A 24186-nucleotide genomic window follows, 5' to 3' on the forward strand; every position below is an offset into this window, starting at 1 on the left:
TCCACATAAAAACAGCATCAACCACAAGCTGTTAAAAATTAGTTAATTTTAGACACAAAAAAACGGCCTAAGCCGCTTTTTTGTGTAATAACTGACGTTAAAGCGTGCCTAAAATCTCACCACTTAATGCTAAATCATCATTCTTATTTACGCTAACACCGGCAGCAATAATATTTTTGGCGATATCTTGTGCTTGTTCAAGTGAATGCATCTCATAAGTACCGCACTGATATTCGTTTAATTCCGGAATATCTTTTTGCTCAGTCACTTTTAATACGTCTTCCATTGCGCCTAGCCACGCATCTGCAACTTGTTGCTCGTTTGGCTCACCAATAAGGCTCATATAAAACCCTGTACGACAACCCATCGGTGAAATATCGATAATTTCAACATTGTCGCCATTAAGATGATCACGCATAAATCCTGCAAACAAATGCTCTAAAGTATGAATACCACGTTCACTTAAAATGTCTTTGTTAGGAGCACAAAAACGTAAATCAAATACGGTGATTGCATCCCCTTTTGGAGTGCTCATATGTTTGGCAACTCGAACAGCGGGAGCATTCATACGAGTGTGATCTACAGTAAAACTATCTAATAACGGCATTGTGTTCTCCAAAGATAAGGGCGCGCTAACTTGAAACAACTCAAAATGGTCAACACGTTTAACGATAACAGAATCATCATACCATCAACAATGCACAACTCTCTACCAGCATGAATTAAACTCAACTAAGACTTATAGTGATTAATTGTGATAGTTTTTCAGCCGTTTGCTGTTTCGGCATCCGATTAAAACATAACCTCAATGGTTTCTCGATACAGAAATAGGCACTTGATTATCAGTGTCCCTTTTATCTTATTGACAAATGGCGCAATCAGCTCAAGCAAGTCGTATAAATATAGCGTAAATGTAAAGGTAAAGGTAATCAAGCTTAGATCGCAAAAGAATAGTTATGCTAACTTGAAGTTTAATTCAATAAAAAACCCCACTAATCAGTGAGGTTTTAAATGGCTCTATTACCCTTTGCAGTTTGGGGTTCGAGGAACTTCAGCAAGACTTTGCCAGTCTGCTTCAGTATAGGTATTAATTGATAATGCATGTACGCCATTCGCTAATTCATCAGCTAGAATCGCATTCACGCTGCGATGCCGCGCTAATGGACGCTGCCCATCAAATAGATCACTGACGATGACCACTTTAAAATGGGTTTCTGAATTAGGTGGAACATGATGGCGATTACTTTCATTAATCACTTCAAGATGTGATGGTGTAAACGACTGATTCAGTTTATCAGTAATAGTCTGTGCAACTGACATAGCGACCTACTCTTGGGCTCTTAAAAATCGAAGAGTACTGGGTTAAAACGTAAACGTCAAACACTGTGGCGATAAAATGTTAACTCAGCAAGAAACAAAGATAGAATTATTAATTCGCGAGAATAGCGGCTGATGTTTTTGACACCAAACAGGCCGCGTCTTGATAACCCTTTAAACCTTATGTGCTGTTTTATAAAACACATTGTGGGTAATTCATAGCTGGTAAAAATAAGGTGTTATCTGCCTAAAAGTAAAATTAATCCGTGGAGTATTGACCGTTAAACGCTTAGGCAAACAGTGTTGCCAAGTTTGCTGCATCCCAGGTTGCATAATCAATAAATCGCCCGATTGCAAAGCGTATGACATTTTTTGTTGAGATGCCTTATGACGCACAACAAAGTCGCGACATGTTCCAAGTGTAATGGATGCAATAGCACTATTAGCAACAATTTCAGGCTCATCATCACTGTGCCAGCCCATACATTCTGTGCCGTTAGCATACCGATTAACCAACACGGCATTAAAGTCTAAGTGGCACTTTTGTAATAATGTTTGCCGTAATTTTGACAATACTGGAGGCCAAGGTAAGGGATTAATCAAAGTTTTAGAGTATCGACAATCACACCCTTCATCACCAAACCAAACCTGTGTGCGCGGAATAAAGTGCTTCTTTCCATACACCTCAATTTCTATTTTAGTTAAAGGGTAATCGCTCGCTTCTTGTAATAAAAGCCTTTGCTGACGCTCGGACAGAAAATCTGGCTGGTGCACCACTGGGGGTAACTTAATATTGGGATCGTGATCAGTAAATAAATCTAACGTCATGTGTGCCACCCTGCTCCATCATTTATAAAACCTAATTATCACCTAAAATGGAACATCATTATCATCTAAAAATGCTCACAATCATTGGTAAGAGCTGATTGCAAATAAACAAACTACAACCAATCACTCCCCTATCATGTGACATAAAATGTCGATATAGTATCTTTCAAGTTTTAATGACTGATGAGATATGATGACTAATACTGATATACATAGCCAGATGCCACCTACATTAACAGGCTATGATCACGGTGACTTATTGCCCCCCACTCAGCTGACGCCTTTACAGGATTTAGTCCTAAATAAGGTCGACGACAATTATCCTAAGCTGCAACTCTACACCAGTGGTGTATTATTTAGCGCAATAGCCATAGTAACTTGTCTTTTTATAATACTGGCCTCACCCTTGGATTTGATCAGTAAAATTATTATTTTGCCTATTATTGTAACCATTGGGGCTTTTGCTACTCGATTGACTTATTTAAAAGCATTAACGGTTTGCTATGGCGTATTTAAAGATGAATTTATTATGCGACAAGGCTTATTTTGGGTATCAACAACCTCACTACCCTACACACGGTTACAACACGTTAATCTATCTCAGGGGCCACTTGAACGAAAATACCAACTTATTACCCTAAAATGTTTCAGTGCGGGATCAGGTGAAGCCGAAATAAATTTGCCCGGATTGCCGGCGGAAGTAGCTGAACACCTTCGCCAGCATTTATTGCATCAAGCGGCGCAGAACCAACAAATAGAACAACAAGTGTTAAATACTGATTTGGATCCTCAACATGACTGATGATCAACCATCAAGCGCACATGAACAAGCCAACATCAAGCAAACGCCGAGTTTAACTGATTGGAAAGCATTATCACCTTGGTCGATATTAAGCTTTGTGTTCGGTTCGCTGAAAAACATTCTAAGTAACGGTTATGCTTTAATCCCAATTTTTTATGCTGGTTGGAGCAACGATGTATCGATTATGTGGGTTATTGATGGATTTATAGTCTTACTTATTTTATTGACCTCATTTGCCTTCATTCAATGGCGAAAATTTCGCTACAGAATAAGTACAGAGCAACTCGATGTAAAACGAGGGCTGTTTTTCACTAAAAAAGATGAAATCCCTCTTAATCGAATTCAAAATATTCGTTTTGAACAACCTTTTTATTTCAAGCCACTCAAACTTGCCGTTTTAGTCATAGAAACCGCTGGTTCAAGTAAAGATGAAGCCAAGCTAACTGCCCTTGACGCTCAACATGCGCAGATTTTAAAGCAGCACTTATTGCAGCTAAATGATGTCAGTGAAACAGTAACAAGCAAGGATGATGAAACTAGCAAAATAGCGATGAAAGCGACGACCTCGGACCAACCGATTATAAAACGAAGCTTGAAGGAGCTGATCATATTTGGTTTTTATCAAAATAACTTTATTTGGTTCGCCATTATTGCAGGTCCTGTAGCTGGACAAATTGAGTGGGAGAAAGTCGCTCAATCTCCCTTAATTAAAACATCGATAGAATGGGTAAACCAAGCCACACATGATAGTTTCATGCTGCAATTAATCATGATTAGCAGTTTATTTATCATGGGTTATCTACTTTTTTCGGCTATTTCAGTTCTAGCCTCAGTACTCAAATATCATCCATATTCACTCGATAAACATCAACAGACATTGCAACGTAGCGGCGGGGTTATTGCACATCAACAAGATGCATTAGCGATTAAGCGCATTCAGGTTATCCATTTTCAACAACCGCTATTAGCGCGCTTTGTTAACCGATGGACGCTGTTTTTGAAGCAAGTAAAAGGTAATGAAGTAGAGGAAAGAACCAAGCAACATATGCTTATCCCTTCTATTAAAAATGCTGAAATAGAATCGATATTCAGTATGTTACCTTCATTAAGCCCTTCAGTTATTACATTACCGACCGACTACACTGGGATAAATATTGCTTGGTTGTATAAAAGAATATGGCTGCCATTTATTCCCTTTAGTATTTTACTTGGCCTATTTTTCACCTTGGATATAGACATCAAACTGGTTGAGTTCGCGTTTGTTGCAGCCATATTAGCGAGCCTACTGCTTTATATTCGCTATAAGCGATGGGGATATGTGCTAGAACAAGATGCAGTTTGGCAACACAGCGGGTTACTAGGACGAGACTGGAAACGAATTCCATTTGAAAAAATACAACACGTGAAAGTCACGCAGACAGCAAGACAAAAAACGCAACAACTTGCCTATTTAGAATTAGGTTTAGCAAGTGGTGCTATTATACTGCCTTATATACCAATTGAAGTGGCAAACACATTAATAGCCCGATCACTCAATACCGTTTCAACTCAATATAAGCAGTGGATTTAGCAATTACCAAGCATCACTTAATACTCAGTAAAATAACGAGTGCCACTCACTCTTGTGGCACAGTTATTTTTTTATCCGGGTCATCTTTTTATCTAAGTCATCTTTTTATCTAAGTCATTTTTTTATCGATAAGCACTAATTTTGCCAATAAATAGTCGGTCTTGGTACAAATGACGGTTAATCATTAATAATAGAGAATAGATTTAATGGGGAAGTAACTGAGACCATCTAAATCAATTCTACAATTGCACTATTTGACCACCAGCACCGGACAACTTGCTTGATTGGCGACTGATTCAGCAACATTTTCATGTAAAAAATGGGCCAAACCTGTGCGTCCATGGCTGGCTATCACAACCATACCTATATCGCCTGAATTAGCTTCAGCGACTATTTCGGTGACAGCATCACCTCTACGAACAATGGTTTCAACGGGAGTAGTAATAGTTAACTTAGCGAGCAAAGAGTGCATTTTTTGTGCCGCAGCCTCCTCCATACTTTTAGCTAACTCTTCTGGAGTTACCGCTAAGATCATATAATTTTCATCACCAAAAGGTTGATCAACCACATGCAAAATTCTTATGCTGACGTTATACATATTGGCCATTTCAATGGCATATTGCAGTGCATGGGACGCCGTCTCAGAAAAATCTGTCGGCCATAAAATCGTTTTACTTCGCATAATAACCTCCTTAAAAAATGTAGCCTTATTTAAAGTGTAGTCTTTTATCGCAACGTCTAAGTGATCTTGGTCAAATACTCAACAGTTATTGCATATCGAGTAAAACCCCCTTAGAATTAGACCGACTAATCAGTCGGTTTATATTTAACCGTATTTTCGATTCTTTTTGCAGGAGTTACCTTATGAATATGGCCGTTGAACACTCACCGTTATCACCACTACAGCAATTGCTTCATTCCCAACGCAGCCAATATTTATCAATGCCTGCTCCAAGCTATGAGTCGCGAGTGACTAAACTGAAACAACTAAAGCAATCACTATTGCAAAATCAGCAAGAAATAGTCACCGCACTCAATAATGACTATGGCCACCGCTCAGAAAACGATACCGTCATTTCCGATATTATGCCTTGTATTAATAACATTAATTACACCCTAAAAAATCTTAAAGCCTGGATGAAACCTAGTAAGCGCCATGCTGGTTTATTACTTTCGCCTTCTAAAGTCACTGTGCAATATCAACCTTTAGGTGTTGTAGGCATTATTGTGCCGTGGAACTTTCCAGTGATGTTATCAATTGGTCCGCTGATCACCGCTATCGCTGCGGGTAATCGAGCCATGTTAAAAATGTCTGAGTTCACCCCACACATTAATCAAGTATTGCGGGATTTATTAGCACAGGTTTTTGATCAAAATGAAGTCGCATTAGTGGAAGGTGAAGCTGATGTCGCAGCTCAATTCTCAGCGCTGCCTTTCGACCACATTCTGTTTACTGGCTCAACGGTTGTTGGCCGTCATGTTATGCGAGCTGCAGCAGAAAATCTCACCCCAGTGACATTAGAGCTTGGCGGTAAATCACCGGCTATTATTGCCCCTGACATGCCTATTGAAACCGCTGTAGAGCGATTAATTTTTGGTAAATGCTTAAATGCAGGCCAAATTTGTGTTGCACCTGATTATGTACTTTGCCCTGAAGATAAAATTGCCGAATTTATACAAGCCTACCAAGCAAGATTTAACAAAATGTACCCTGACTTTGATAGCAACCCAGATTACGGCAATATTATTAATGATCGCCAATTTGAACGCTTAACGAAAGTAATTGATGATGCCAAGGCAAAGGGAGCGACTGTCATATCAGCTTCTACTGGCAGAGTCACATCTGGCAAGCGAAAACTAGCAACCCAATTGATGACCAATGTGAATGCCGATATGCTAGTAATGCAAGATGAAATTTTTGGTCCTATTTTACCAATTATTGGCTATCAATCGGTAGATGAAGCGATAGGTTATGTCAATCAACGCGATCGCCCGCTTGCATTATATATATTGAGTTTTGACGGTAAGACTCAAAATAATATTTTACATCATACCCACTCAGGTGGCGTTTGCATTAACGATACCGTATTTCATGTGGCTGCTGATGACGCACCCTTTGGTGGCATTGGACCTTCAGGTATGGGCCATTACCACGGTAAAGAGGGCTTCCTTACCTTTAGTCATGCAAAAACAGTATTAAATAGCGGTAAAATTAACTCGGGCATTTTAGTTCACCCGCCTTACGGTACTGTGATTCAAAAGATGTTAATGAAGTTCTTTTTACGTTAGGAATAATCCTTGTGATGACTAAAAGCGCAACTAACAAACAAACTGATAAGAAACAAGCCATCTTAGCGTCTGCGTTAGCGCTTTTCGTCAATCAAGGTTTTCATGCCACCTCAACAGCTTCTATAGCCAAAGCTGCGGGCGTGGCAACCGGCACCTTATTTCATCACTTCCCTTCTAAAAACAGTATTATCAATCAACTCTTTCTAGATATTAAACAAGAATTTGCTGATGCAATAACCCTTAATACGCGATACATAAATGATGTAGAGCAAGATGCAAATAGTCTGTGGCAAAATGCCATTGATTGGGCGATTACTCACCCCATAAAACAAAGGTTTTTTTTGCAATTTTCACTGTCAGCAGAAATAGATCCCATTACGCGGCAACAAGCAATGAATAGCATATTAGGGTTTGTTGTCGAGTTAATTGAACAAGGTCAACAACAAAATCTAATTAGCCACTACCCACTCCCTTTGCTACTTGAAAACTGTCATGGACAATACTTAGCCGCAATCCGTTTTTTTACTGATCATCCTGAACTTGGGTGTGATGACTTACACAGACAAGCTAGTTTTCAATTGTTCTGGAAAGCAATCAAAAGCTAAACCCAGCCCTTTTTAAACGCCTTTCACTCGTAACACTTTGTATCAGTCATGGGTTAGTTATTAATGCAATAGAGAGATAGTGATAACATACTGTTTATTACGAGCTTCATATTTAACGACTTAGTTTCAATAACGTTAAATATCAACATCTTAATATTAAACATATATAAGGTTATGCCGTCACCTATGCTTAAATATATCCATATAGTTATTTTTATGCTGATTCTCGGCGCGCACTTTACTGCAGCAGCAGAAACAGATCACCCTTGTTTAGTCTCAGGAGACTGTATCACTGAAGGTGAGTGGGACATATCTATCGCCATTGGTTTTGGCCAGAAAACCAATCCATTGCAAGATTATGATGACATTCCACTGTATGTCTTACCATCGATAGCCTATTACGGCGAGCAGTGGTTTTTTGATAACGGCAACTTTGGATATAGTTTGCAAGAAGCTGAAAAGTATTCGCTCAACCTCATCACCAGCTATAGTGATGACAGAGCTTTCTTTTATGATTGGGATCCGAGTAACCTTTTTTTAGCCGAAGCTCTGCAGACAATTTAAACATTATGCCGATGGGGTTATCGTCATTATCTAGAACCAGTGAACCTAAAGTGTTTAATAGTTTAGAAAGGCGAAAATTTACCTTTTATGGTGGTCTTGAAGCCTTCTACTATGCTCGTTTTGGCTTCTTTAAAGTAGCTTATGCCCATGACATGTTCAATGTTCATAATGGTGACACTGCACATATTAGTTGGAATTACGGCTTAGCGGTTAAGCAATGGGTATTTGACCTAGCCCTAAGAACTGACTGGAAAAGTGCTAAAGTTATTCAATATTATTATGGGGTTAGACAAAACGAGAATAACTATTGGAGCCAGCAATACCAAGCTCATTCAGGCTGGAATAAAGGGATGGAGCTCACCACCCGCTACATTCTTAATGGGCAATGGAATATTTTAATGGCATATCGTTACACATCCTTGTCTGATGAAATAACTGATAGTCCATTAGTCAATCAAGATAACAGTCAAAGTTATTTTGTTGGCGTAGCTTATAGGTTTTAGTTTTGAAATATCATCCTATCAGCATTTTATATCAGCTTATTGGTATATCAGTTTTGTTTATGAGTGTTTTTTCAACAACGGCAGAGCCTCTTAAACATCAAGTGCAGCTAAATGCTATGCCAAATTTTTGCCTCACTGATGATCAGTTTGATTACTGTGAGATAGACCTTTTACTCACATGGAATTTGGTCAATGAAGAACTCGTATGCATTATTTCAGACTACCCAAGCATACCGAGATGGTGTTCGGACAACCCAAACGAAAAATCGGTCAATTTAACCATAAAAACCGATAAAGACATCCAATTTATACTTGTCAGCAAACACGACAACATCACGCTTGCGGGCGTAAAATTAAAGGTCAATAAAGCATCATCTCGACAAATCAGAAGACGCTATCGAAATCCTTGGAGCTTATTTTAATGACCCAACCACAATCTACCCACAGAGTTTTATTAGTTGAAGATGATATTCGACTAGCCAACCTGATTGTTGATTACTTAAAAACCCATGACATGCATGTTGAAGTAGAACGTCGCGGCGACACAGTATTGACACGTTTAATCAGCTACAAGCCTGACATTATTTTGCTTGATATTATGCTACCAGGACTTGATGGATTCAGTCTTTGCGAAAAGTTAGCCGATTATTTTTCCGGCCCTATTTTATTAATGAGTGCCTTGGGCACCAATGAAGATCAAATTAAAGGCTTAGAATTAGGCGCAGATGATTACGTCGTGAAACCGGTTGAACCAGCATTATTAGTGGCTAGAATTAATAATTTACTTCGTCGCCAAGCTTTGCCTAATAAGCCAGAGTCTCATTGTCTTAATTTTGGCAAGCTCAGTATCGATCCGCATACGCAAACGATTCGACTAGGCGATACACAAGTTGACCTTACCAACCATGAATTTGAGCTGTTATGGCTGTTAGCCTCACAGGCAGGTCAGGTATTAAGTCGTCAATATATTTATCAATATCTACTCAACATCGATTTTGATGGCAAAGATCGCAAAATTGATGTTCGCACATCTCGTCTACGCAAAAAACTGGGGGATAGTATTGAAACGCCGTTTCGTATTAAAACAGTATGGGGACAAGGTTATTTATTCGCGCCAGAAGCATGGAATGGCTAGGTGATAACACTAAAATGAAACGTTTATTCATCAGCCTATATTTACTACTCAGCTTAAGCTTTTTAGGCATAGGCTGGACATTAGATAGCCTTTGGCAAAACCATGTTGACGAAAATGATGATGTCGATACGCCGCTTGTTGTTTTAGCATTGCTCTTATCTCAGCAGCCAGAGATCGATAGGCAATCTCTTCTGGATGCGATAAGTGATCAACACTCATTTTCATTACAACTGCTTCAACGTAATCAAGTTGCCTTAAATGGTGATATACAACTTGCAGATAATCAGATATTAACCACTGAATCAAATGAGCAACAATTGCAATTTATTGCCGTCGGTGAACAAGTGCTTGTGGCTGGACCGTTTGACATTGAACCCCGCAGTCAATTACGCGGAATATTTACTATCGTTTTTTATGCCTCACTGGCACTGGTAGCTTTAATATGGGTATGGCCCCTTTCGCGAGATTTAAAAATACTGCGTATGGCTACTAAAAAATTTGGTGAAGCCAACTGGGATACTCGCATTGAGCTCAGTACTAGTTCTCAAGTATCACCTCTTGCTCTCACCTTCAATGATATGGCACAGCACATCAGCAGTTTAATAGATAACCAAAAACATCTTACTAATGCTGTCTCACATGAAATTAGAACACCTTTAGCAAGGCTTAAGTTCGCGCTTGCTCTACTGCCGCAATATTGTCTACCTCAAAGCGATATTAACCAACGTATTGATTTTTTGGAGGGCATGCAAACTGATATAAAAGAGATGGAGGACTTGTTGCAGGAGTTATTGACTTACGCCAGCCTAGAAACGATGCAAATTGAGCCCATTTTAGAAAACTGCGAACTGGTCAGTATCTGTAAACAATTGATCCTCAGGCTTGAAGATTTAAGTGATCATGATATTGAATTAAGTCTTACTAACAGCACGCAAATCTATATTAAAGGCGAAGGGTCCTTGGTCGAACGGGCAATACAAAATCTTGTTACCAACGCACAGCGCTATGCTAAATCAAGTATTCAAATCAATTTACGAACGGATCAACATAAAGTCTACTTATCAGTTAACAATGACGGCCCTAGTATTCCGGTAGAAGATCATCCTTATATTTTTGATGCTTTTTATCGTAGCCAATCCCAACATAGTGGCAATAAAGGCCACGGTTTGGGCCTCGCCATTGTTAAACGGATTATGATGCGCCATAAGGGAAATGTAGCCATATCAAGTAACCAGGCAAAAACTGAATTCACTCTAAGCTGGCCTATAATAATGGCAAAAAGCTAATCTAGCTCAAACTGACTGAAATCACTCAATAAATCCGTATCATCAGCTTGGTTAAAATCAAACTGATTATTACTGCTCGCTTGTTGCTGTTGTTGCTGTAGTTTTTGCGCTTTGAATACAGCATATTGACGTCTTTTTCGCCGCGCAGCACACAAGCGCACGATATCTTGCTTTTGAAGTTCAGAGAAATGCAGCCAATTAAAGCGCTCGTCACGACTGCGAAAACAGCCTGAACAATACCCTTTAGTATCTGACTGACAGATACCAACACAGGGGCTAGGAATAGCGAAAAAACTTAATTGTTCCATAGTGAGAGCGAAGTTAACCAATTAACGATATAGTTAAGGTTATACCAATTGCAGTAAAAATGTACATTTTTTGGAGACACCTCTTATGTTAACGCCAATCATGCATTATAAAACCTTGTTGCACTTTTTCTCTAAAGCCATATTGTTGATAGTAGGTTTGGCTGCTTTAGGTTGCCAAAGTACGCCAAAAAATGACTATGATATTAATTATGATTTTAGTCAGTTACAAAGCTTTAACCTTGTAGATGTTGCCAATACCGACGATCCGCTCACTGTACAAAGAGTTAACCGGGACATTGTGCAAGCATTGGTCAGCCAAGGTTTTATCCAAACTGATAATAATGCTGATTTCTTGGTTAGTTTTGCCTTTCAAACTGAGACCAAGCCTAAAAGTTCAGGTCTTTCAATTGGTTTGGGGACAGGTAGCTGGGGAAGTAGCGGTGGAGCAAGTATTGGTACCAGTATTGGGGTTCCGATCGGCAGTGATAGTGCAAAAATGCAAACTATTCAGATTGATGTCATTGACCCAAAAGAAAACCGATTGATTTGGCGCGGTACTGATAAATATGATTTTGAACAAGGTGGCGAGCTTAAAGCCCAGAAAACGGCTGAAACTGTTTATCATATTCTTCAACAGTTTCCGCCCAAACCGGCAAAATAATCACTTCACTTTTAGTTAAACCAAGTTGATTGAGATCAGCTAAAAGTTAATGATCGCCAAATAGATAATTCAACCAGCCCTGCATTCTCAGTAGTACTTTACGCATAACAGCAACATGACTGAAGTGTTCAGTGTAAATAGCTGCCTGTCCAGCAACGCCTGCAGGCAAGCTATCAAGGGTGGTATTCTTATCAAGATCAATTAATACTACTACGCGACCACGTTGAAACAGTCTACTTGATGATTGTAAGCTACCACTAAACTGGACTTCACCTTCGGCCATCGCGGGTAAAATTTTAGCCACTTTGCCTTTAAACACCACACCAGGCACTGCATCGATAATCACTTCAGCTTCATCGCCTTCCTTTAAACGCATTAACGAGTTTTGCCAAAAAGCACCGGCAAAATATCGTTCTTCATCTGGAATAAAAGTTAATGCAGGACGAAGTGGAATGGGAACGGCCATTACCCCTTTGCGCAATGCTAATTGGGTTACCACACCATCAGCAGGTGCGCGCACAATGGTTTGCTCTAATTCAAATTGCGCTTTAGCTAACTCAGCTTGTAATCCCGCAACCTTAGTATTAACCCCGTCAATATTTGACTCAAATGCTAGGCGGCTGCGAAGTTCATCCGCTTTTGCAGCATCGCGCTGCGCTAATGATGCTAAGTAAAGTTGACGACGATTATCTAATTCAAGTTCAGTAAAAGGTGAGTTTTGACCGCCTTTTTTACGTCCTTCTTCATAACGTCTATATGCTGATTCCGTCCGGGTTGAATCTGCCTGAGCTTGTTCTAATTTAGCATGTGCGGACTCAAAGGCAGCTTGTAGTTGAGGCACCTGTTGTTCAGCTTCTTTAAGTGCTGCTTGCTTTTGCTTTACCATTGCAGCATAAGGTGTGGGATCTATTTTGAATAAAACATCGCCCTCTTTGACAGGCATGTTGGGCTGAACATTCACCTCAGTCACAATCCCCTTCACCGCAGGGGTAATAGGAATAGAAACGAAGTACTCTCTAGTAAACTTGGTATAGGGATGGTTATAGTTCATTAATAACAACAATGAACCTATTAACACTATGCCGCCAAGTAAGGCTGTCGGCACAGTCCACTTATTTAATGGAATTTTGAAGACTTTAAAAATTGCGATACAAATGGCGCCATAGGTCAGAATAAGCAGTAAATCCATTATTTTATCTCCTTATCAACTGACTCGGTTTGAAGCTCTTCAGTTACTTTTACCGCAGCTAAATCACCTTTAGAGGCAATGGCTTTAGCCACTTTACTACTCTCAACTTGGTCTAACCTAAGCGTTAATTGAGTCACTTGCTGAATAAGTTCTTTTACCTCACCTTCAAGAATTAACTCTCTTTGGCGGCTATCTGAAAATCCCCAGCCTCTATCCTCACGATATAACGTGGCCCAAATCCACAGAAAAGGCCAAATAGCATGCAAAGTAAACAAGCTAACCCAACCTGCAATATGTAAGGCATCCTGTTGCGGATGATTACGTTTTTTAGCAATCTCATAGGGAATATCATGGATAGCAATAATGCCGTAAAAAATAAAAATAACGACAAAAAATAATATCCCTAATGCAAAGTAATCTAAAAACATTTAGCCTCCAGGCCATGTAAAATCTAATAACAATAAATCTTACATACCCACTTACAATTTACAATGTTTGTTTAATGTTAAGATAAAGCTAAATAAGTAAATCTAACGTATTAGCTTAATATTTACAGTAAAACAATAGCAAAGCGACCTCCAAAGTAGGTAAACTGTTCTAATAACAAAACACTGAACAAGGGTGAATATGAGTACTTCGTCATTAGAGATATTAGGCACGCCAGGTTGTACTGATGCCGTAAAGGCCATGTTGCTTGGTTGCGGTGAGTTGGGTAAAGAAGTCGCTATTGAATTGCAGCGATTTGGTATTGAAGTGATAGGTGTCGATAGATACCCTAACGCTCCAGCGATGCAAATAGCCCATCGTAGCCATGTGATTAACATGCTAGATGGGGCTGCTTTATCTGCTGTCATTGAATTAGAAAAACCAGATATTGTTATCCCTGAAATTGAAGCGATTGCAACAGATATGTTATTGGCTTTAGAAGCCAAGGGATTAAACGTAGTGCCTTGCGCGCAAGCGGCAAAGTTAACCATGGACAGAGAGGGCATTCGTCGATTAGCAGCCGAAACATTAGGCTTACCGACTTCAGCATATTTCTTTTGCGACACGTTAATTGAACTGAACCAGGCAATAGCACAAATTGGCTTCCCGTGTGTGATCAAACCTGTGATGAGCTCATCAGGTAAAGGCCAAAGTGTCATTAAGTCTACTGACGATATTCAGGCGGCTTGGGATTATGCTCAGCAAGGTGGGCGTGCAGGTCAAGGACGAGTGATCATCGAAGGCTTTATTCCCTTTGATTACGAAATTACCTTACTCACCATTAGCGCAATTGATGGCATTCATTTTTGCGCACCTATTGGACATAGACAAGAAGACGGCGATTATCGTGAATCATGGCAGCCTCAAGCTATGCCGGACAATGTGTTAGAACAAGCGCAAATTGTCGCAATGAAAACGGTTAAAGCGCTGGGCGGATATGGACTCTTTGGGGTTGAATTATTCATTAAAGGCGACGAAGTTTACTTCTCTGAGGTTTCCCCTCGCCCACATGATACTGGCCTAGTCACCTTAATCAGCCAAGACTTATCGGAATTCGCATTACATGTGAGGGCTATTTTAGGCTTACCTATCGGTAAAATTGAGCAGTTTGGTCCCGCTGCTTCTGCGGTCATTCTAGGGGAAGGGAAATCGGACAACATTCGATATCAAGGTATGGGAAAGGCTTTAGCCTTACCCGATACTCAACTTAGGTTATTTGGCAAACCCGATATTGATGGACGTCGTCGTCTAGGTGTCGCCTTGGCCAAAGATACCAGTATTGAAAATGCCATCGAAAAGGCAAAAAAGGCCGCTGCAGAAATTAAAGTGATATTTTAGTGATTAGCTAAATTAAGCGATGTAACTGACATCTACCTTCGCCATATTAAATATTAATATGGCGTTTTTTTATGCCGCTCATGCGAGGTCATACTTCATACTCATCTTATAACCCCTCTTATCAAGTCAGAGCAACTCTGGCCATGCAATTAAAGGGACATAAATATGCGACTAGACCACATTAGTTGGTTTGCCTAGTATGAATTGTCGGCAATTATTCACCGCTATATCCATCAAGTTTTGCCTAGCTTCTTTCGTTGCCCAAGCAATGTGAGGAGTTATTGTAATATTTTTAGCAGTGATTAATGGATTATCAATTTTGGGAGGCTCGCTCGACAATACATCTACCGCCGCAAAGCCTTTATCTTGGTTAAGCCAGTCTGCTAAATCTTGTTCATTGACTAAATCACCTCTGGCAGTATTTATTATTAATGCCTTGCTAGGTAATTTCGCTAAAGACAATGTATTGATCATTTGGTGTGTTGCATTAGTCAGGGGGCAATGAAGTGATAAAAATTGAACTTTAGGTAATAGATCGTTTAACTCGCACCACTCTATACCTTGGGAAAGTCCTTCTTTAATTTTAGGAGTATGAATCAAAACCTGCATCCCAAAAGCTAACGCAATTTGTGCCACATGCTGAGCAATGTCACCAAAACCAATTAACCCGAGCACTTTGCCTTTTAGCGACATTAATGGAGATAAAGTGAAACAGAAATCACGCTGTCCAGCCCACAGGCCTTGCTTTACCGCGTTATCATGCAAGGCGACTTGTTGTGTATGATGCAAAATATGGGCAAACACCATTTGCGCTACCGCGTCAGGGCCATACGCTGGTACATTGGTGACTATTATGCCCCTTTGCTTGGCGTAGATAAGGTCAACCACATTGGTACCAGTGGCTAGTACACCAATATATTTAATATCAGGAAGCTGTTTTAAAATATCCGCTGTTATTGGGGTTTTGTTAGTTAAAATGATTTCTGCACCCTGACAACGAATAACCACATCATCAATTAAGCTATGCTCATACACTTTGCAGGGTGCTAGTTGCGCCAATTCATGCCAACTTAAATCACCTGGGTTTAATGTAAATCCATCTAGCACAACTATTTTCATTATCTATTAGCCTTTAGTCCTTACATTAAAAAGCAATCTCAAGACCAAGGTTAACTTGGCTTTGCCACATTAAATCACCCTGTATTTGCCATATACAGCCAGCTTGATTACAAAATAATCCACCATCTGAATTCAAAAAAGTGGCATATCCGCGCACATCAGCAAACAGACTAACATTTTGAGTAACCTCATAGGCAACACCGCCACCAATGCCCATAGAGAAATGAGTTTCACTTGAATACTCTTTGCTTGGACGCAGTTGGGTTAAACCTGCACTGGCTGTAATATAAGGTTTCAAATTTCCATTTGGAAAATATAATGTTCCGCCAAGATGGAAATAATTAACCTCTAGTTCGGTTAACTTATCTGATGACAGCGAGCCTTGACGTAAATCTGTATCTTGTCGGCTATATAGAAAGTACATATTGCCAGGATCATTGGTCGTTACACCTAACATAATACCTATGTTGCCACTTTCAGTGATGTTTAACTCTGATAGATTAGTCTGGGCATCATTAACTGAGACTTCTAGCCCATTACTACCAAAACTATAACCACCAAAAGGGGCTACAAATATCTCAGCATAACTATTTGGGTTAATCAATGCACAAACAGCCATAAGTGCTAATCTTACTAGCTTCATATTTTGCCCAACTCCTGTTTACATTTTATCCATTAATATAACCGCTTAATTAATCAATTAACGCATACCTCTAGAAGTTTTTATCGTTTCATAAGCGGCTTGAATATCTTGAGCTTTAGCTTTAGCTATCATCATCATCTCTTCCGGCAGCCCTTTGGCAACCAACTTATCAGGATGATGCTCATTCATTAGTTTCCGATAAGCGCGTTTAATTTGCTGATCCGTTTCAGACTCGGCAATACCCAGTACCAGATAAGCATCGTTAAGTGGCATTTTACTGCCTTGGCCTGATTGATGATGTTGAAATTCTGCTTGCCAGCGAGCGAGCAAATCTTTTAGCACTGCAGATAATCCTAACTGTTCCGCTATTACAGCAAGCACTTGCTGTTCTTTAGCTTGTAGTTCGCCATCTGACAGAGCCGTTTGAATTTGAATTTCTAAAAACATTTGTAGCAGTTCATGCCGGCTTTGTGTAACTCGTTTAAAATCGGCTAAGGTTTGAAATAAATCAAAATTGGCTTGGCGACCCGAACGAAATGCAGCCTGAGCATCAGCACGCGGCTGGCCAGTAAGCTGCATTTTATCCATTAATAATGTTGCTACGCGAATATCAGCTTCGGTTACATGGCCAGATGCTTTGGCAACATGCCCCATAACAGCAAAGGTCGCATTAAAAAAAGTCGCTTGTCGCTCACCCGCTTGTTGGATGAGGCCAGATAAACGTTTACGCTTGTCGTAAAGGTGTCCTAAAAAAAGGCCCATTATGCCGCCAGCAATTCTGCCAAACATAAACCCAATGATAAACCCAAAAACCTTGCCCCAAATTCGCATTGACTGTTCCGTTATATTTTATAAAAATTTGTTATCCAAACTTAAGATAATGACATTACTCGTGTATTTAACGCATCTAATCTAGCAATAGTGCCAACATCACACCAATATTGTGTCAAACAGTGACCATAAATTTGTGCTTGTGCAATAGATTGCCTAAGTAACGGACCGAGTGGTTGTGATCCGTTTGCTAGCTCAGTAAACATTTTAGGATGATACACGCCCATTCCGCTATAAGTGAATCGCGTAGAACCATCAAGAACCACTAGCGCATGCTCAAGATCGCTCTTACCCACAGAACTTAACGAAGAAATAAGGCAAAAATCCCCTTGAGAGTGATGTGATGGATTATCAACCAACCAAATATAAGCATCTGCTTTTCGTTGATTAACCACAGATAATGCGGCTTCTATATCTGGTAATGCATCTATAAAAATATCGCCATTCAGTAATAAAAAAGGTTCTGAACCTAACAAAGGTAAAGCATTTTTTATCCCGCCTGCGGTTTCTAACGCCTCGGCTTCAGCGCTATAATGAATCGATAACCCCCAACGTTCACCATTACCTAATGATTCAACAAGCATATGTCCAAGCCAGGCATGATTAATTATGACGTCAGTTATACCCAACTCAGCAAGCTTCTCTAAGTGATATTCTATTAAAGGTTTACCATTAACTTTAACCAAAGGTTTAGGCATTAAATCTGTTAGTGGTCTTAATCTTTCACCTCGCCCTGCCGCTAATATCATCGCCTTCATTTAGAGACCTCCTCCTAAAGTGGCATTCTTTGCGAGCACCTTTGGTAACACCACCTCTTCAACCCATTGGCTTAAGGACTTCAGCGAAGGATAACGCCCCGCAATATCGACAATATATTGTAAGGTTAAAGGAATATCTGCCATATAACCTGCTTTTCCATCTCTTAATTTTAATCGCGCAAAAATACCCGCAGCTTTAATATGACGCTGTAGCCCCATCAAATCGAACCATTGTTGATAAACAGAAAAATCGGCATTGTGATCAATTAATTCATGTTTCATTAGCAATTGATAATGATAACGCATCAATGAATTCACTATATTCTCTGGCCATCTGACATAACAATCACGAAGCAGTGATACGGCATCATAGGTTATCGGACCTATTACAGCATCTTGAAAATCAATCACAGCAAGGCGCTCTAGACCGGGTATGCCATGATTCATAAGCAAATTACGGCTGTGAAAATCACGATGCATACCCATTTTAGGCTGAGCCTCTACATTAACTATCAACTGCTGAAAACAGTCATTCAACATGGTAGATTCTACTTGTGACAAATCATACTGAAGATGAGCACCAATCAACCATTCGGTGAAAATAGTTAATTCTTTTTCAACAAAGGCACTATCGTAAAAAGGAAATGATTGGCTTTTACCTTCTGCATTATGGTATTGAGTAACACCTGTAATAGGCACGAGTAAATCCAGCGCCCGTTGATAGTAACCAGCAACATTATCGTTTTTCAAAATGGATAGTAACTGCTCATCACCGACATTTGTTTGCAAAACAAAACCTTGTTCTAGACAGTAATGTACAACTTCAGGAACTAATACTCCGGCTTGATGATATGCCTTTGCTATCGCAATAAATGGCACAATAGGCACTAAAGTCACAGGCGAATCGGAGACAATATAATGGTTGTTTTTGACCGTCAGTTTAAAGTAACGTCTAAAGCTAGCATCACCACAAATTAGCGAAACGTTTACTTCTTGACCAAAATACTGATTTAACCAAGAGGATAATAAGGAAAATCTTAAATCTGTTTGACTCATCTCAATGGCTCTTCGACAAAAATTGCTTTATTATAGCCAGCATAACATTTGGAAACAGCTAAAGAATGGATTGTTTTTGTTAGCTGCTAACTTCTTTATTAATCCAAACTTTCCAGAACAAGAATTCATAATTATTTGACTATAATGCAGATCCGATATCTTCTGGCCTTATGCCTATTACCTCAATACGTGTTTGCTCAGGCACCCAATGTAGAAGAGGAACTCCCTCAACTTTGTATAGTCGAGCCTCCAGTCTCTCGCTCATTTAGCGATCGTGAAAAGCTATCTGGCATAAAAGATACTGACATTGTGATTATTTCAGACGATTCGTCGGCCTCTTTTGAAAACAAAGCCCACTTTCGCGGAGATGTTAGTTTTAGTCAGGGCACAAGGCATATCGCAGCTGACGAAGCTATTTTAGATCAGCGCAAACAACAACTAAATGCTAATGGCAATCTCATTTTTAAAGATGAGCAATTCACCATTACTGCTGATTCACTGCAAGCACAAATGAGCAGCAGCAGCGCCAATTTAGAAGGTGCTGAATACTGGCTTAATGGTCAACAAATTCATGGGGACGCTAAACGGTTACAGATAACCTCTGACAATAACTTAATTTTATCTGGCACTAACTTTACCACTTGCCCACCCGGTGATGAATCTTGGTTACTTGAAGCTGACATGATTAAAATTGACAGTGAAGAAGAATGGGGTGAAATATGGAATGCCAAACTGCGTATTGCTGACGTGCCTGTTTTATATATCCCTTACATGACGATTCCGGTATCAGATAAACGAAAATCAGGATTTTTATTTCCAGCATTCAGTACAAGTACTACTAATGGCCTGCAATTTAGCGTGCCATATTATTGGAATATTGCACCAGAGTATGACTTATCCTTTACGCCAGATATCATGTCTTCACGCGGTATATTTACTAAAACAGAGTTCCGTTATCTTGCTGGCGAACAACAAAATGGCCAGATGAATGTTGAATATTTAGGCAGTGATCGCAAACTATTTAACAACCCTGATCGCTATTTATATCATTGGAGTCATCAAGGCGCTCTTAATGACAATTGGCGTGTCAGAGCAAACTATACCGATGTATCTGATAACAACTATTTCAATGACTTAAATTCCGATGTTAACCGCTCAACAGATAATCAATTGTCGCGTATTGGTGAAGCCAGCTATTTTGAGCAAAATTGGGACTTCAACATGCGAGTACAAGACATCAAAGTACTGGGCGAGGACGAGTTACCCTACCAAGTTATGCCACAATTAAATTTCAATTATCGTCAAACCGATTTTTTCAATAGTATTGACTTTAAATTCAACTCAGAACTGACTAATTTTCGTCATCAACAAGATGAATACTCAACGGCGACACGCTTACATATGGTGCCCAGTTTAACCTTACCCATTCAGGGGCCTGCGGGAAGTTTAACCAGTGAAGTTAAGCTTATGCAGACCCAATATTGGCAGCAACTTATCGATCTCGATACTGACTATGACGAATCAGTAAGCCGTACAATTCCTCAAGTTCGAGTGTTGGGCCAAATAAATTTTGAGCGTCCAACAACGATGTTTGATAGTCTATCAAAACAAACATTAGAGCCACAGTTTCAATACCTGTATGTGGGTTATGAAGACCAAACAAACATTGGCATTTACGACACGGCTCAACTTCAGGAAGATTATTTTGGTTTATTCCGGGATAGACGTTATTCAGGCTTAGACCGCATTGCTGATGCAAATCAACTGACTTTAGGTTTCACTACTCGATTGTTTGATGAGCTAAATTTCGAAAAGTTTAAATTTAGTTTGGGGCAAACGCTCTATTTTGACGAATCGAAAGTATTAAGTGAGAACCAGCGTTTACAGGAAACTGAGTCAACGTCAATTTTGGCCGCAGAGCTCGATGCACAGTTATATAAAGATTGGTTTATTAGCGGTTCTGTTCAACATGATACCGAAAATGGCAAAAATAAAAAAAATGAAGTCACTTTAGATTTTCGCCCTAGTAACGACAAATTACTGCAATTTAGCTACCGTTACGTACCAGATCTTCTCAATACCAACACCAATGACCGAGTCAGTATTTCTCAAGCTGGCCTCAGAACATCTTGGCCGATTAGCGATGACCTATACTTTGTTGGTAATTGGTATTATGACTTAAATGAATCTCGCAGTGTTGAAACCTACTCTGGAGTCCAATATGAGTCATGTTGCTGGGCTATACGATTAAGTTACCATTACCGCATCAAAACAAACTATGATGACGATTTATCACAAAGTATCGACGGGCGTGAAGAATTTGATAAAGGTATTTACCTCAATTTTGTCATTAAAGGCTTAGGCGGATCAGGCCCACTTGGAGTTGAAGATATGCTAAATGAAGGTTTATTTAACTACCGTAAGCCACTTTACTTAAGGAATTAAGCCGCTTTTATGATAGCTTATGATAAATTGCTGAACCAAGATTAAAAACCGTAGTCCTATGTTAAGTTAATTAAGATTAACTGACAAAAATGATAACAATAGATTTGGGTCCCCCCCAAAATACCAGAATAAAAGTGCCAAGGATTTATTGGATGAAACACAGTAAGAAACTTTTTTTTGCGTTATTTGCACTGACAATAAGCCAACCAGCTTTATCAGCTCCGCAAACGTTAGACAGCGTAGCCGTTCAATTAAATGACGGTATTATTTTAGAAAGCGAAATTAGCAACATGATTACGACTGTTTCTGCAAACGCAAAAGCATCTAATCAAACGCTGCCTTCTGATGAAGCTTTACGCACTCAAATTATTGATCGCTTAATTTCAACGCGTTTACAACTGCAAACAGCTGAACGGATTGGTTTATCTATTGGTGATCTTCAATTGGATCAAACTATTGAAAATATCGCTAAAGAACAAAAAATTACCGTAAACCAGATGCAGCAGCAACTAGAATCAGAAGGTATGAGCTTCAGCCAATACCGTGAACAACTTCGCGAAGAGATCACTTTAGGTGAAATTCAACGTATTCAAGTACAGCGTCGTATCCAAGTATCCCCTCAAGAAATAAACAGTCTAGTTAAACTGATTGAAGAACAGGGTTTGAAAGATGTTGAATTTCAAGTGGGTCATATCTTAATTGAGATCCCAAACGACCCAACCAGTGAGCAACTGGAACTATCAAGTCGTAGAGCAGATATTGTATTAAAGCGCCTTAATGAAGGTGATGATTTCCGCAGTACAGCGATAGCCTCTTCATCTGGCCCCAAAGCACTTGAAGGCGGTATATGGGAGTTCATGAACATCAATGAGATGCCAACTTTGTTTGCAGAAGTTGTTGTTGACGCTAAAAAAGGCGATATTTTAGGGCCGATAAAATCAGGTTCAGGTTTTCATATCATTAAGGTCATGGATACTCGTGGTTTACAAACTCAAGAAATCGATGAAGTTAAGTCACGTCATATTTTATTGAAACCGTCACCTATTTTATCTGAAGATCGTGCTCAAGCTATGTTAGCAAACTTCTTAAAAGACATACGCAGTGGCGATGCAGATTTTGATAAGTTAGCTCGCCAATATTCTGAAGATCCTGGTTCAGGAGCTAAAGGTGGTGAATTAGGCTGGGCTGAACCAAGTTTATATGTTCCTGAATTCTCACAAACGCTCCAAAACTTAAAGCCGGGTGAAATTAGTGAACCTTTTCGCACCACTCACGGCTGGCACATTGTCCAGCTAGAGGATCGTCGAAAAACAGATGCAACAGATAAGTTTAATAGTAATCGAGCACACCAATTAATTTTCCGTCGTAAATTTAACGAAGAATTACAAAACTGGTTAGATGAAATGCGCAGTGACGCATACATCGAAGTATTCGAGCCTGAAAATATACGAGGCTAATAACTCACAATGATCAAACGTATCGCGATAACGCCGGGTGAACCGGCGAGTATCGGCCCTGACATCGTCATTAAACTAGCTCAGCAGGATTGGCCTGCTGAGTTAGTTGTTTGTGCTGATCCACAATTATTATTAGATAGAGCCAAATTACTTAATTTACCGTTACAGCTAAAACCGTATGACTCAACATTACCGGCTAAAGCGCAGCAAGCGGGCACATTAACTATTCTGCCATTTAAGTTGGCAGAACCTGTTGAATGTGGCGTGTTGAATGAAGCTAACAGTGGCTACGTTGTTGACACGCTTAAATGTGCCGGTGAAAAGAACATGTCAAAAGAATTTGACGCTGTTGTCACAGGGCCAGTCCATAAAGGCATCATTAATCAGGCGGGTATTTCATTCAGTGGTCACACAGAATACTTCGCCCTACAGGCAAATTGCCCAGATGTAGTCATGATGTTAGCAACACCCGGATTGCAGGTTGCATTAATGACAACCCATATTCCACTCGCTTATGTGGCAAAAGCCATTACGCGTGACAGGTTGCACCACATTATCGGTATTTTACATCGTGAGCTTGTCAGTAAATTTGGCTTAGGTTCACCTAAAATATTTGTGTGTGGCTTAAACCCGCACGCTGGTGAAGATGGTCATTTAGGTCGTGAAGAAATTGATACCATAATACCAGCCTTAAATGAGCTACGTCAGCAAGGTATGGACATCGTCGGTCCACTTCCAGCAGACACATTATTCCAGCCTAAATATCTTGAACAAGCTGATGTTGTATTGGCTATGTACCATGATCAAGGTTTACCCGTGCTCAAATCTATAGGTTTTGGTAAATCAGTTAATATCACCTTAGGTCTACCGTATATTAGAACGTCTGTAGATCACGGCACAGCGTTAGATCTTGCCGGCACAGGGCAAGCAGATAGTGGCAGTTTATTTTGCGCATTAAATAAAGCCATTGAAATGATTGATAAGAGTAAGTAATTA

At 39.7% G+C, this 24186-nt stretch carries 26 protein-coding genes; 14 read left to right on the forward strand and 12 right to left on the reverse strand.

Annotated elements, in window-relative coordinates; translation table 11 throughout:
• Positions 1 to 97 precede the first annotated feature (97 nt).
• The 3 genes from luxS to ACRWP9_RS16570 form a co-directional block, all read right to left on the reverse strand.
• On the reverse strand, positions 98 to 607 hold the full coding sequence (luxS, locus tag ACRWP9_RS16560) for an S-ribosylhomocysteine lyase (RefSeq protein WP_226413880.1): 510 nt from the start codon (positions 605 to 607) through the stop codon (positions 98 to 100).
• Between the two features lie 413 nt (positions 608 to 1020).
• Positions 1021 to 1320 carry a BolA family protein gene (locus ACRWP9_RS16565; protein ID WP_434926903.1) on the reverse strand — a complete coding sequence of 100 codons (300 nt, stop codon included), beginning with the start codon at positions 1318 to 1320 and terminating at the stop codon, positions 1021 to 1023.
• 213 nt (positions 1321 to 1533) lie between these two features.
• Complete coding sequence (locus tag ACRWP9_RS16570) at positions 1534 to 2145, reverse strand: alpha-ketoglutarate-dependent dioxygenase AlkB family protein (protein ID WP_434926904.1); 612 nt, start codon at positions 2143 to 2145, stop codon at positions 1534 to 1536.
• Positions 2146 to 2335: 190 nt separating this feature from the next.
• On the opposite strand from ACRWP9_RS16570, the gene ACRWP9_RS16575 reads away from it, so the two are divergent.
• Together ACRWP9_RS16575 and ACRWP9_RS16580 are read left to right on the forward strand one after the other, a co-directional pair.
• On the forward strand, positions 2336 to 2947 hold the full coding sequence (locus ACRWP9_RS16575) for a PH domain-containing protein (RefSeq protein ID WP_434926905.1): 612 nt from the start codon (positions 2336 to 2338) through the stop codon (positions 2945 to 2947).
• Positions 2940 to 4517, forward strand: coding sequence for a PH domain-containing protein (locus tag ACRWP9_RS16580; protein ID WP_434926906.1), 1578 nt, complete (start codon positions 2940 to 2942; stop codon positions 4515 to 4517). Before ACRWP9_RS16575 ends, ACRWP9_RS16580 begins: the two co-directional genes overlap by 8 nt.
• A gap of 250 nt (positions 4518 to 4767) precedes the next feature.
• Here ACRWP9_RS16580 and ACRWP9_RS16585 read toward each other — a convergent pair whose 3' ends face one another.
• Complete coding sequence (locus ACRWP9_RS16585; protein ID WP_434926907.1) at positions 4768 to 5199, reverse strand: universal stress protein; 432 nt, start codon at positions 5197 to 5199, stop codon at positions 4768 to 4770.
• 182 nt (positions 5200 to 5381) lie between these two features.
• On the opposite strand from ACRWP9_RS16585, the gene ACRWP9_RS16590 reads away from it, so the two are divergent.
• From ACRWP9_RS16590 to ACRWP9_RS16620, 7 genes are all read left to right on the forward strand, one after another.
• On the forward strand, positions 5382 to 6806 hold the full coding sequence (locus ACRWP9_RS16590; RefSeq protein ID WP_434926908.1) for a coniferyl aldehyde dehydrogenase: 1425 nt from the start codon (positions 5382 to 5384) through the stop codon (positions 6804 to 6806).
• Between the two features lie 14 nt (positions 6807 to 6820).
• A complete protein-coding gene (locus ACRWP9_RS16595) occupies positions 6821 to 7411 on the forward strand; it encodes a TetR/AcrR family transcriptional regulator (RefSeq protein ID WP_434926909.1) in 591 nt (196 codons plus the stop codon).
• Between the two features lie 216 nt (positions 7412 to 7627).
• A complete protein-coding gene (locus ACRWP9_RS16600) occupies positions 7628 to 7975 on the forward strand; it encodes a MipA/OmpV family protein (protein ID WP_434926910.1) in 348 nt (115 codons plus the stop codon).
• An 11-nt stretch (positions 7976 to 7986) separates the two neighbouring features.
• On the forward strand, positions 7987 to 8478 hold the full coding sequence (locus tag ACRWP9_RS16605; RefSeq protein ID WP_434926911.1) for a MipA/OmpV family protein: 492 nt from the start codon (positions 7987 to 7989) through the stop codon (positions 8476 to 8478).
• A gap of 2 nt (positions 8479 to 8480) precedes the next feature.
• A complete protein-coding gene (locus tag ACRWP9_RS16610; RefSeq protein ID WP_434926912.1) occupies positions 8481 to 8900 on the forward strand; it encodes a DUF3019 domain-containing protein in 420 nt (139 codons plus the stop codon).
• Positions 8900 to 9613 carry a response regulator gene (locus ACRWP9_RS16615; protein WP_434926913.1) on the forward strand — a complete coding sequence of 238 codons (714 nt, stop codon included), beginning with the start codon at positions 8900 to 8902 and terminating at the stop codon, positions 9611 to 9613. The genes ACRWP9_RS16610 and ACRWP9_RS16615 overlap by 1 nt, the downstream gene beginning before the upstream one ends.
• A gap of 14 nt (positions 9614 to 9627) precedes the next feature.
• Positions 9628 to 10899: an ATP-binding protein gene (locus ACRWP9_RS16620; protein ID WP_434926914.1), complete on the forward strand. Its 1272-nt coding sequence runs from the start codon at positions 9628 to 9630 to the stop codon at positions 10897 to 10899.
• Here ACRWP9_RS16620 and ACRWP9_RS16625 read toward each other — a convergent pair.
• Entirely contained in the window at positions 10896 to 11207 is a 312-nt protein-coding gene (locus ACRWP9_RS16625; protein WP_434926915.1) for a DUF1289 domain-containing protein, read from the reverse strand. The genes ACRWP9_RS16620 and ACRWP9_RS16625 overlap by 4 nt on opposite strands.
• A gap of 85 nt (positions 11208 to 11292) precedes the next feature.
• Here ACRWP9_RS16625 and ACRWP9_RS16630 point away from each other — a divergent pair, with 85 nt between their 5' ends.
• Positions 11293 to 11868, forward strand: coding sequence for a DUF4136 domain-containing protein (locus ACRWP9_RS16630; protein WP_434926916.1), 576 nt, complete (start codon positions 11293 to 11295; stop codon positions 11866 to 11868).
• 46 nt (positions 11869 to 11914) lie between these two features.
• Here the strand turns inward: ACRWP9_RS16630 and ACRWP9_RS16635 are convergent, their stop codons facing one another.
• Positions 11915 to 13057: an HlyD family secretion protein gene (locus ACRWP9_RS16635; protein WP_434926917.1), complete on the reverse strand. Its 1143-nt coding sequence runs from the start codon at positions 13055 to 13057 to the stop codon at positions 11915 to 11917.
• Positions 13057 to 13485 carry a DUF3302 domain-containing protein gene (locus ACRWP9_RS16640; RefSeq protein WP_434926918.1) on the reverse strand — a complete coding sequence of 143 codons (429 nt, stop codon included), beginning with the start codon at positions 13483 to 13485 and terminating at the stop codon, positions 13057 to 13059. Before ACRWP9_RS16640 ends, ACRWP9_RS16635 begins: the two co-directional genes overlap by 1 nt.
• Before the next feature lie 220 nt (positions 13486 to 13705).
• On the opposite strand from ACRWP9_RS16640, the gene purT reads away from it, so the two are divergent.
• Complete coding sequence (gene purT / locus ACRWP9_RS16645) at positions 13706 to 14881, forward strand: formate-dependent phosphoribosylglycinamide formyltransferase (protein ID WP_434929111.1); 1176 nt, start codon at positions 13706 to 13708, stop codon at positions 14879 to 14881.
• Between the two features lie 171 nt (positions 14882 to 15052).
• On the opposite strand, the gene ACRWP9_RS16650 is transcribed toward purT, so the two are convergent.
• Genes ACRWP9_RS16650 through ACRWP9_RS16670 form a run of 5 tightly spaced genes read right to left on the reverse strand, consistent with a single transcriptional unit; the run spans position 15053 to position 19288 of the window.
• Positions 15053 to 16000, reverse strand: a complete 948-nt coding sequence (locus ACRWP9_RS16650) for a D-2-hydroxyacid dehydrogenase (RefSeq protein WP_434926919.1) — start codon at positions 15998 to 16000, stop codon at positions 15053 to 15055.
• Between the two features lie 25 nt (positions 16001 to 16025).
• The gene (locus ACRWP9_RS16655) at positions 16026 to 16643 is read right to left on the reverse strand and encodes an outer membrane beta-barrel protein (protein WP_434926920.1); all 618 of its coding nucleotides are present in this window, start codon (positions 16641 to 16643) and stop codon (positions 16026 to 16028) included.
• A 57-nt stretch (positions 16644 to 16700) separates the two neighbouring features.
• Entirely contained in the window at positions 16701 to 17474 is a 774-nt protein-coding gene (djlA, locus tag ACRWP9_RS16660) for a co-chaperone DjlA (RefSeq protein WP_434926921.1), read from the reverse strand.
• 41 nt (positions 17475 to 17515) lie between these two features.
• On the reverse strand, positions 17516 to 18232 hold the full coding sequence (gene murU / locus ACRWP9_RS16665; RefSeq protein WP_434926922.1) for an N-acetylmuramate alpha-1-phosphate uridylyltransferase MurU: 717 nt from the start codon (positions 18230 to 18232) through the stop codon (positions 17516 to 17518).
• Complete coding sequence (locus ACRWP9_RS16670; RefSeq protein ID WP_434926923.1) at positions 18233 to 19288, reverse strand: aminoglycoside phosphotransferase family protein; 1056 nt, start codon at positions 19286 to 19288, stop codon at positions 18233 to 18235.
• A gap of 144 nt (positions 19289 to 19432) precedes the next feature.
• On the opposite strand from ACRWP9_RS16670, the gene lptD reads away from it, so the two are divergent.
• The 3 genes from lptD (at position 19433) to pdxA (ending at position 24183) form a co-directional block, all read left to right on the forward strand.
• Entirely contained in the window at positions 19433 to 21733 is a 2301-nt protein-coding gene (lptD, locus tag ACRWP9_RS16675) for an LPS assembly protein LptD (protein ID WP_434926924.1), read from the forward strand.
• 152 nt (positions 21734 to 21885) lie between these two features.
• Positions 21886 to 23190, forward strand: coding sequence for a peptidylprolyl isomerase SurA (surA, locus tag ACRWP9_RS16680; protein ID WP_434926925.1), 1305 nt, complete (start codon positions 21886 to 21888; stop codon positions 23188 to 23190).
• A 9-nt stretch (positions 23191 to 23199) separates the two neighbouring features.
• The gene (gene pdxA / locus ACRWP9_RS16685) at positions 23200 to 24183 is read left to right on the forward strand and encodes a 4-hydroxythreonine-4-phosphate dehydrogenase PdxA (protein WP_434926926.1); all 984 of its coding nucleotides are present in this window, start codon (positions 23200 to 23202) and stop codon (positions 24181 to 24183) included.
• Positions 24184 to 24186: the final 3 nt, after the last annotated feature.

The sequence above is a fragment of the Shewanella sp. HL-SH2 genome (assembly GCF_051164935.1).
In the GTDB taxonomy this organism is placed as follows: Bacteria; Pseudomonadota; Gammaproteobacteria; order Enterobacterales; family Shewanellaceae; genus Shewanella; species Shewanella glacialimarina.

What these genes read in the sequence shown, in the direction of transcription:
- ACRWP9_RS16655 (WP_434926920.1), bottom strand. Translation starts at nt 16,643, where the DNA reads ATGAAGCTAGTAAGATTAGCACTTATGGCTGTTTGTGCATTGATTAAC.
- djlA (WP_434926921.1), bottom strand. Translation starts at nt 17,474, where the DNA reads ATGCGAATTTGGGGCAAGGTTTTTGGGTTTATCATTGGGTTTATGTTT.
- ACRWP9_RS16595 (WP_434926909.1), top strand. Translation starts at nt 6,821, where the DNA reads ATGACTAAAAGCGCAACTAACAAACAAACTGATAAGAAACAAGCCATC.
- ACRWP9_RS16630 (WP_434926916.1), top strand. Translation starts at nt 11,293, where the DNA reads ATGTTAACGCCAATCATGCATTATAAAACCTTGTTGCACTTTTTCTCT.
- ACRWP9_RS16640 (WP_434926918.1), bottom strand. Translation starts at nt 13,485, where the DNA reads ATGTTTTTAGATTACTTTGCATTAGGGATATTATTTTTTGTCGTTATT.
- pdxA (WP_434926926.1), top strand. Translation starts at nt 23,200, where the DNA reads ATGATCAAACGTATCGCGATAACGCCGGGTGAACCGGCGAGTATCGGC.
- ACRWP9_RS16650 (WP_434926919.1), bottom strand. Translation starts at nt 16,000, where the DNA reads ATGAAAATAGTTGTGCTAGATGGATTTACATTAAACCCAGGTGATTTA.
- ACRWP9_RS16670 (WP_434926923.1), bottom strand. Translation starts at nt 19,288, where the DNA reads ATGAGTCAAACAGATTTAAGATTTTCCTTATTATCCTCTTGGTTAAAT.
- luxS (WP_226413880.1), bottom strand. Translation starts at nt 607, where the DNA reads ATGCCGTTATTAGATAGTTTTACTGTAGATCACACTCGTATGAATGCT.
- ACRWP9_RS16600 (WP_434926910.1), top strand. Translation starts at nt 7,628, where the DNA reads ATGCTGATTCTCGGCGCGCACTTTACTGCAGCAGCAGAAACAGATCAC.
- ACRWP9_RS16565 (WP_434926903.1), bottom strand. Translation starts at nt 1,320, where the DNA reads ATGTCAGTTGCACAGACTATTACTGATAAACTGAATCAGTCGTTTACA.
- ACRWP9_RS16625 (WP_434926915.1), bottom strand. Translation starts at nt 11,207, where the DNA reads ATGGAACAATTAAGTTTTTTCGCTATTCCTAGCCCCTGTGTTGGTATC.
- lptD (WP_434926924.1), top strand. Translation starts at nt 19,433, where the DNA reads ATGCAGATCCGATATCTTCTGGCCTTATGCCTATTACCTCAATACGTG.
- ACRWP9_RS16635 (WP_434926917.1), bottom strand. Translation starts at nt 13,057, where the DNA reads ATGGATTTACTGCTTATTCTGACCTATGGCGCCATTTGTATCGCAATT.
- ACRWP9_RS16615 (WP_434926913.1), top strand. Translation starts at nt 8,900, where the DNA reads ATGACCCAACCACAATCTACCCACAGAGTTTTATTAGTTGAAGATGAT.
- ACRWP9_RS16605 (WP_434926911.1), top strand. Translation starts at nt 7,987, where the DNA reads ATGGGGTTATCGTCATTATCTAGAACCAGTGAACCTAAAGTGTTTAAT.
- ACRWP9_RS16585 (WP_434926907.1), bottom strand. Translation starts at nt 5,199, where the DNA reads ATGCGAAGTAAAACGATTTTATGGCCGACAGATTTTTCTGAGACGGCG.
- ACRWP9_RS16580 (WP_434926906.1), top strand. Translation starts at nt 2,940, where the DNA reads ATGACTGATGATCAACCATCAAGCGCACATGAACAAGCCAACATCAAG.
- ACRWP9_RS16590 (WP_434926908.1), top strand. Translation starts at nt 5,382, where the DNA reads ATGAATATGGCCGTTGAACACTCACCGTTATCACCACTACAGCAATTG.
- ACRWP9_RS16620 (WP_434926914.1), top strand. Translation starts at nt 9,628, where the DNA reads ATGAAACGTTTATTCATCAGCCTATATTTACTACTCAGCTTAAGCTTT.
- murU (WP_434926922.1), bottom strand. Translation starts at nt 18,232, where the DNA reads ATGAAGGCGATGATATTAGCGGCAGGGCGAGGTGAAAGATTAAGACCA.
- ACRWP9_RS16575 (WP_434926905.1), top strand. Translation starts at nt 2,336, where the DNA reads ATGATGACTAATACTGATATACATAGCCAGATGCCACCTACATTAACA.
- surA (WP_434926925.1), top strand. Translation starts at nt 21,886, where the DNA reads ATGAAACACAGTAAGAAACTTTTTTTTGCGTTATTTGCACTGACAATA.
- ACRWP9_RS16570 (WP_434926904.1), bottom strand. Translation starts at nt 2,145, where the DNA reads ATGACGTTAGATTTATTTACTGATCACGATCCCAATATTAAGTTACCC.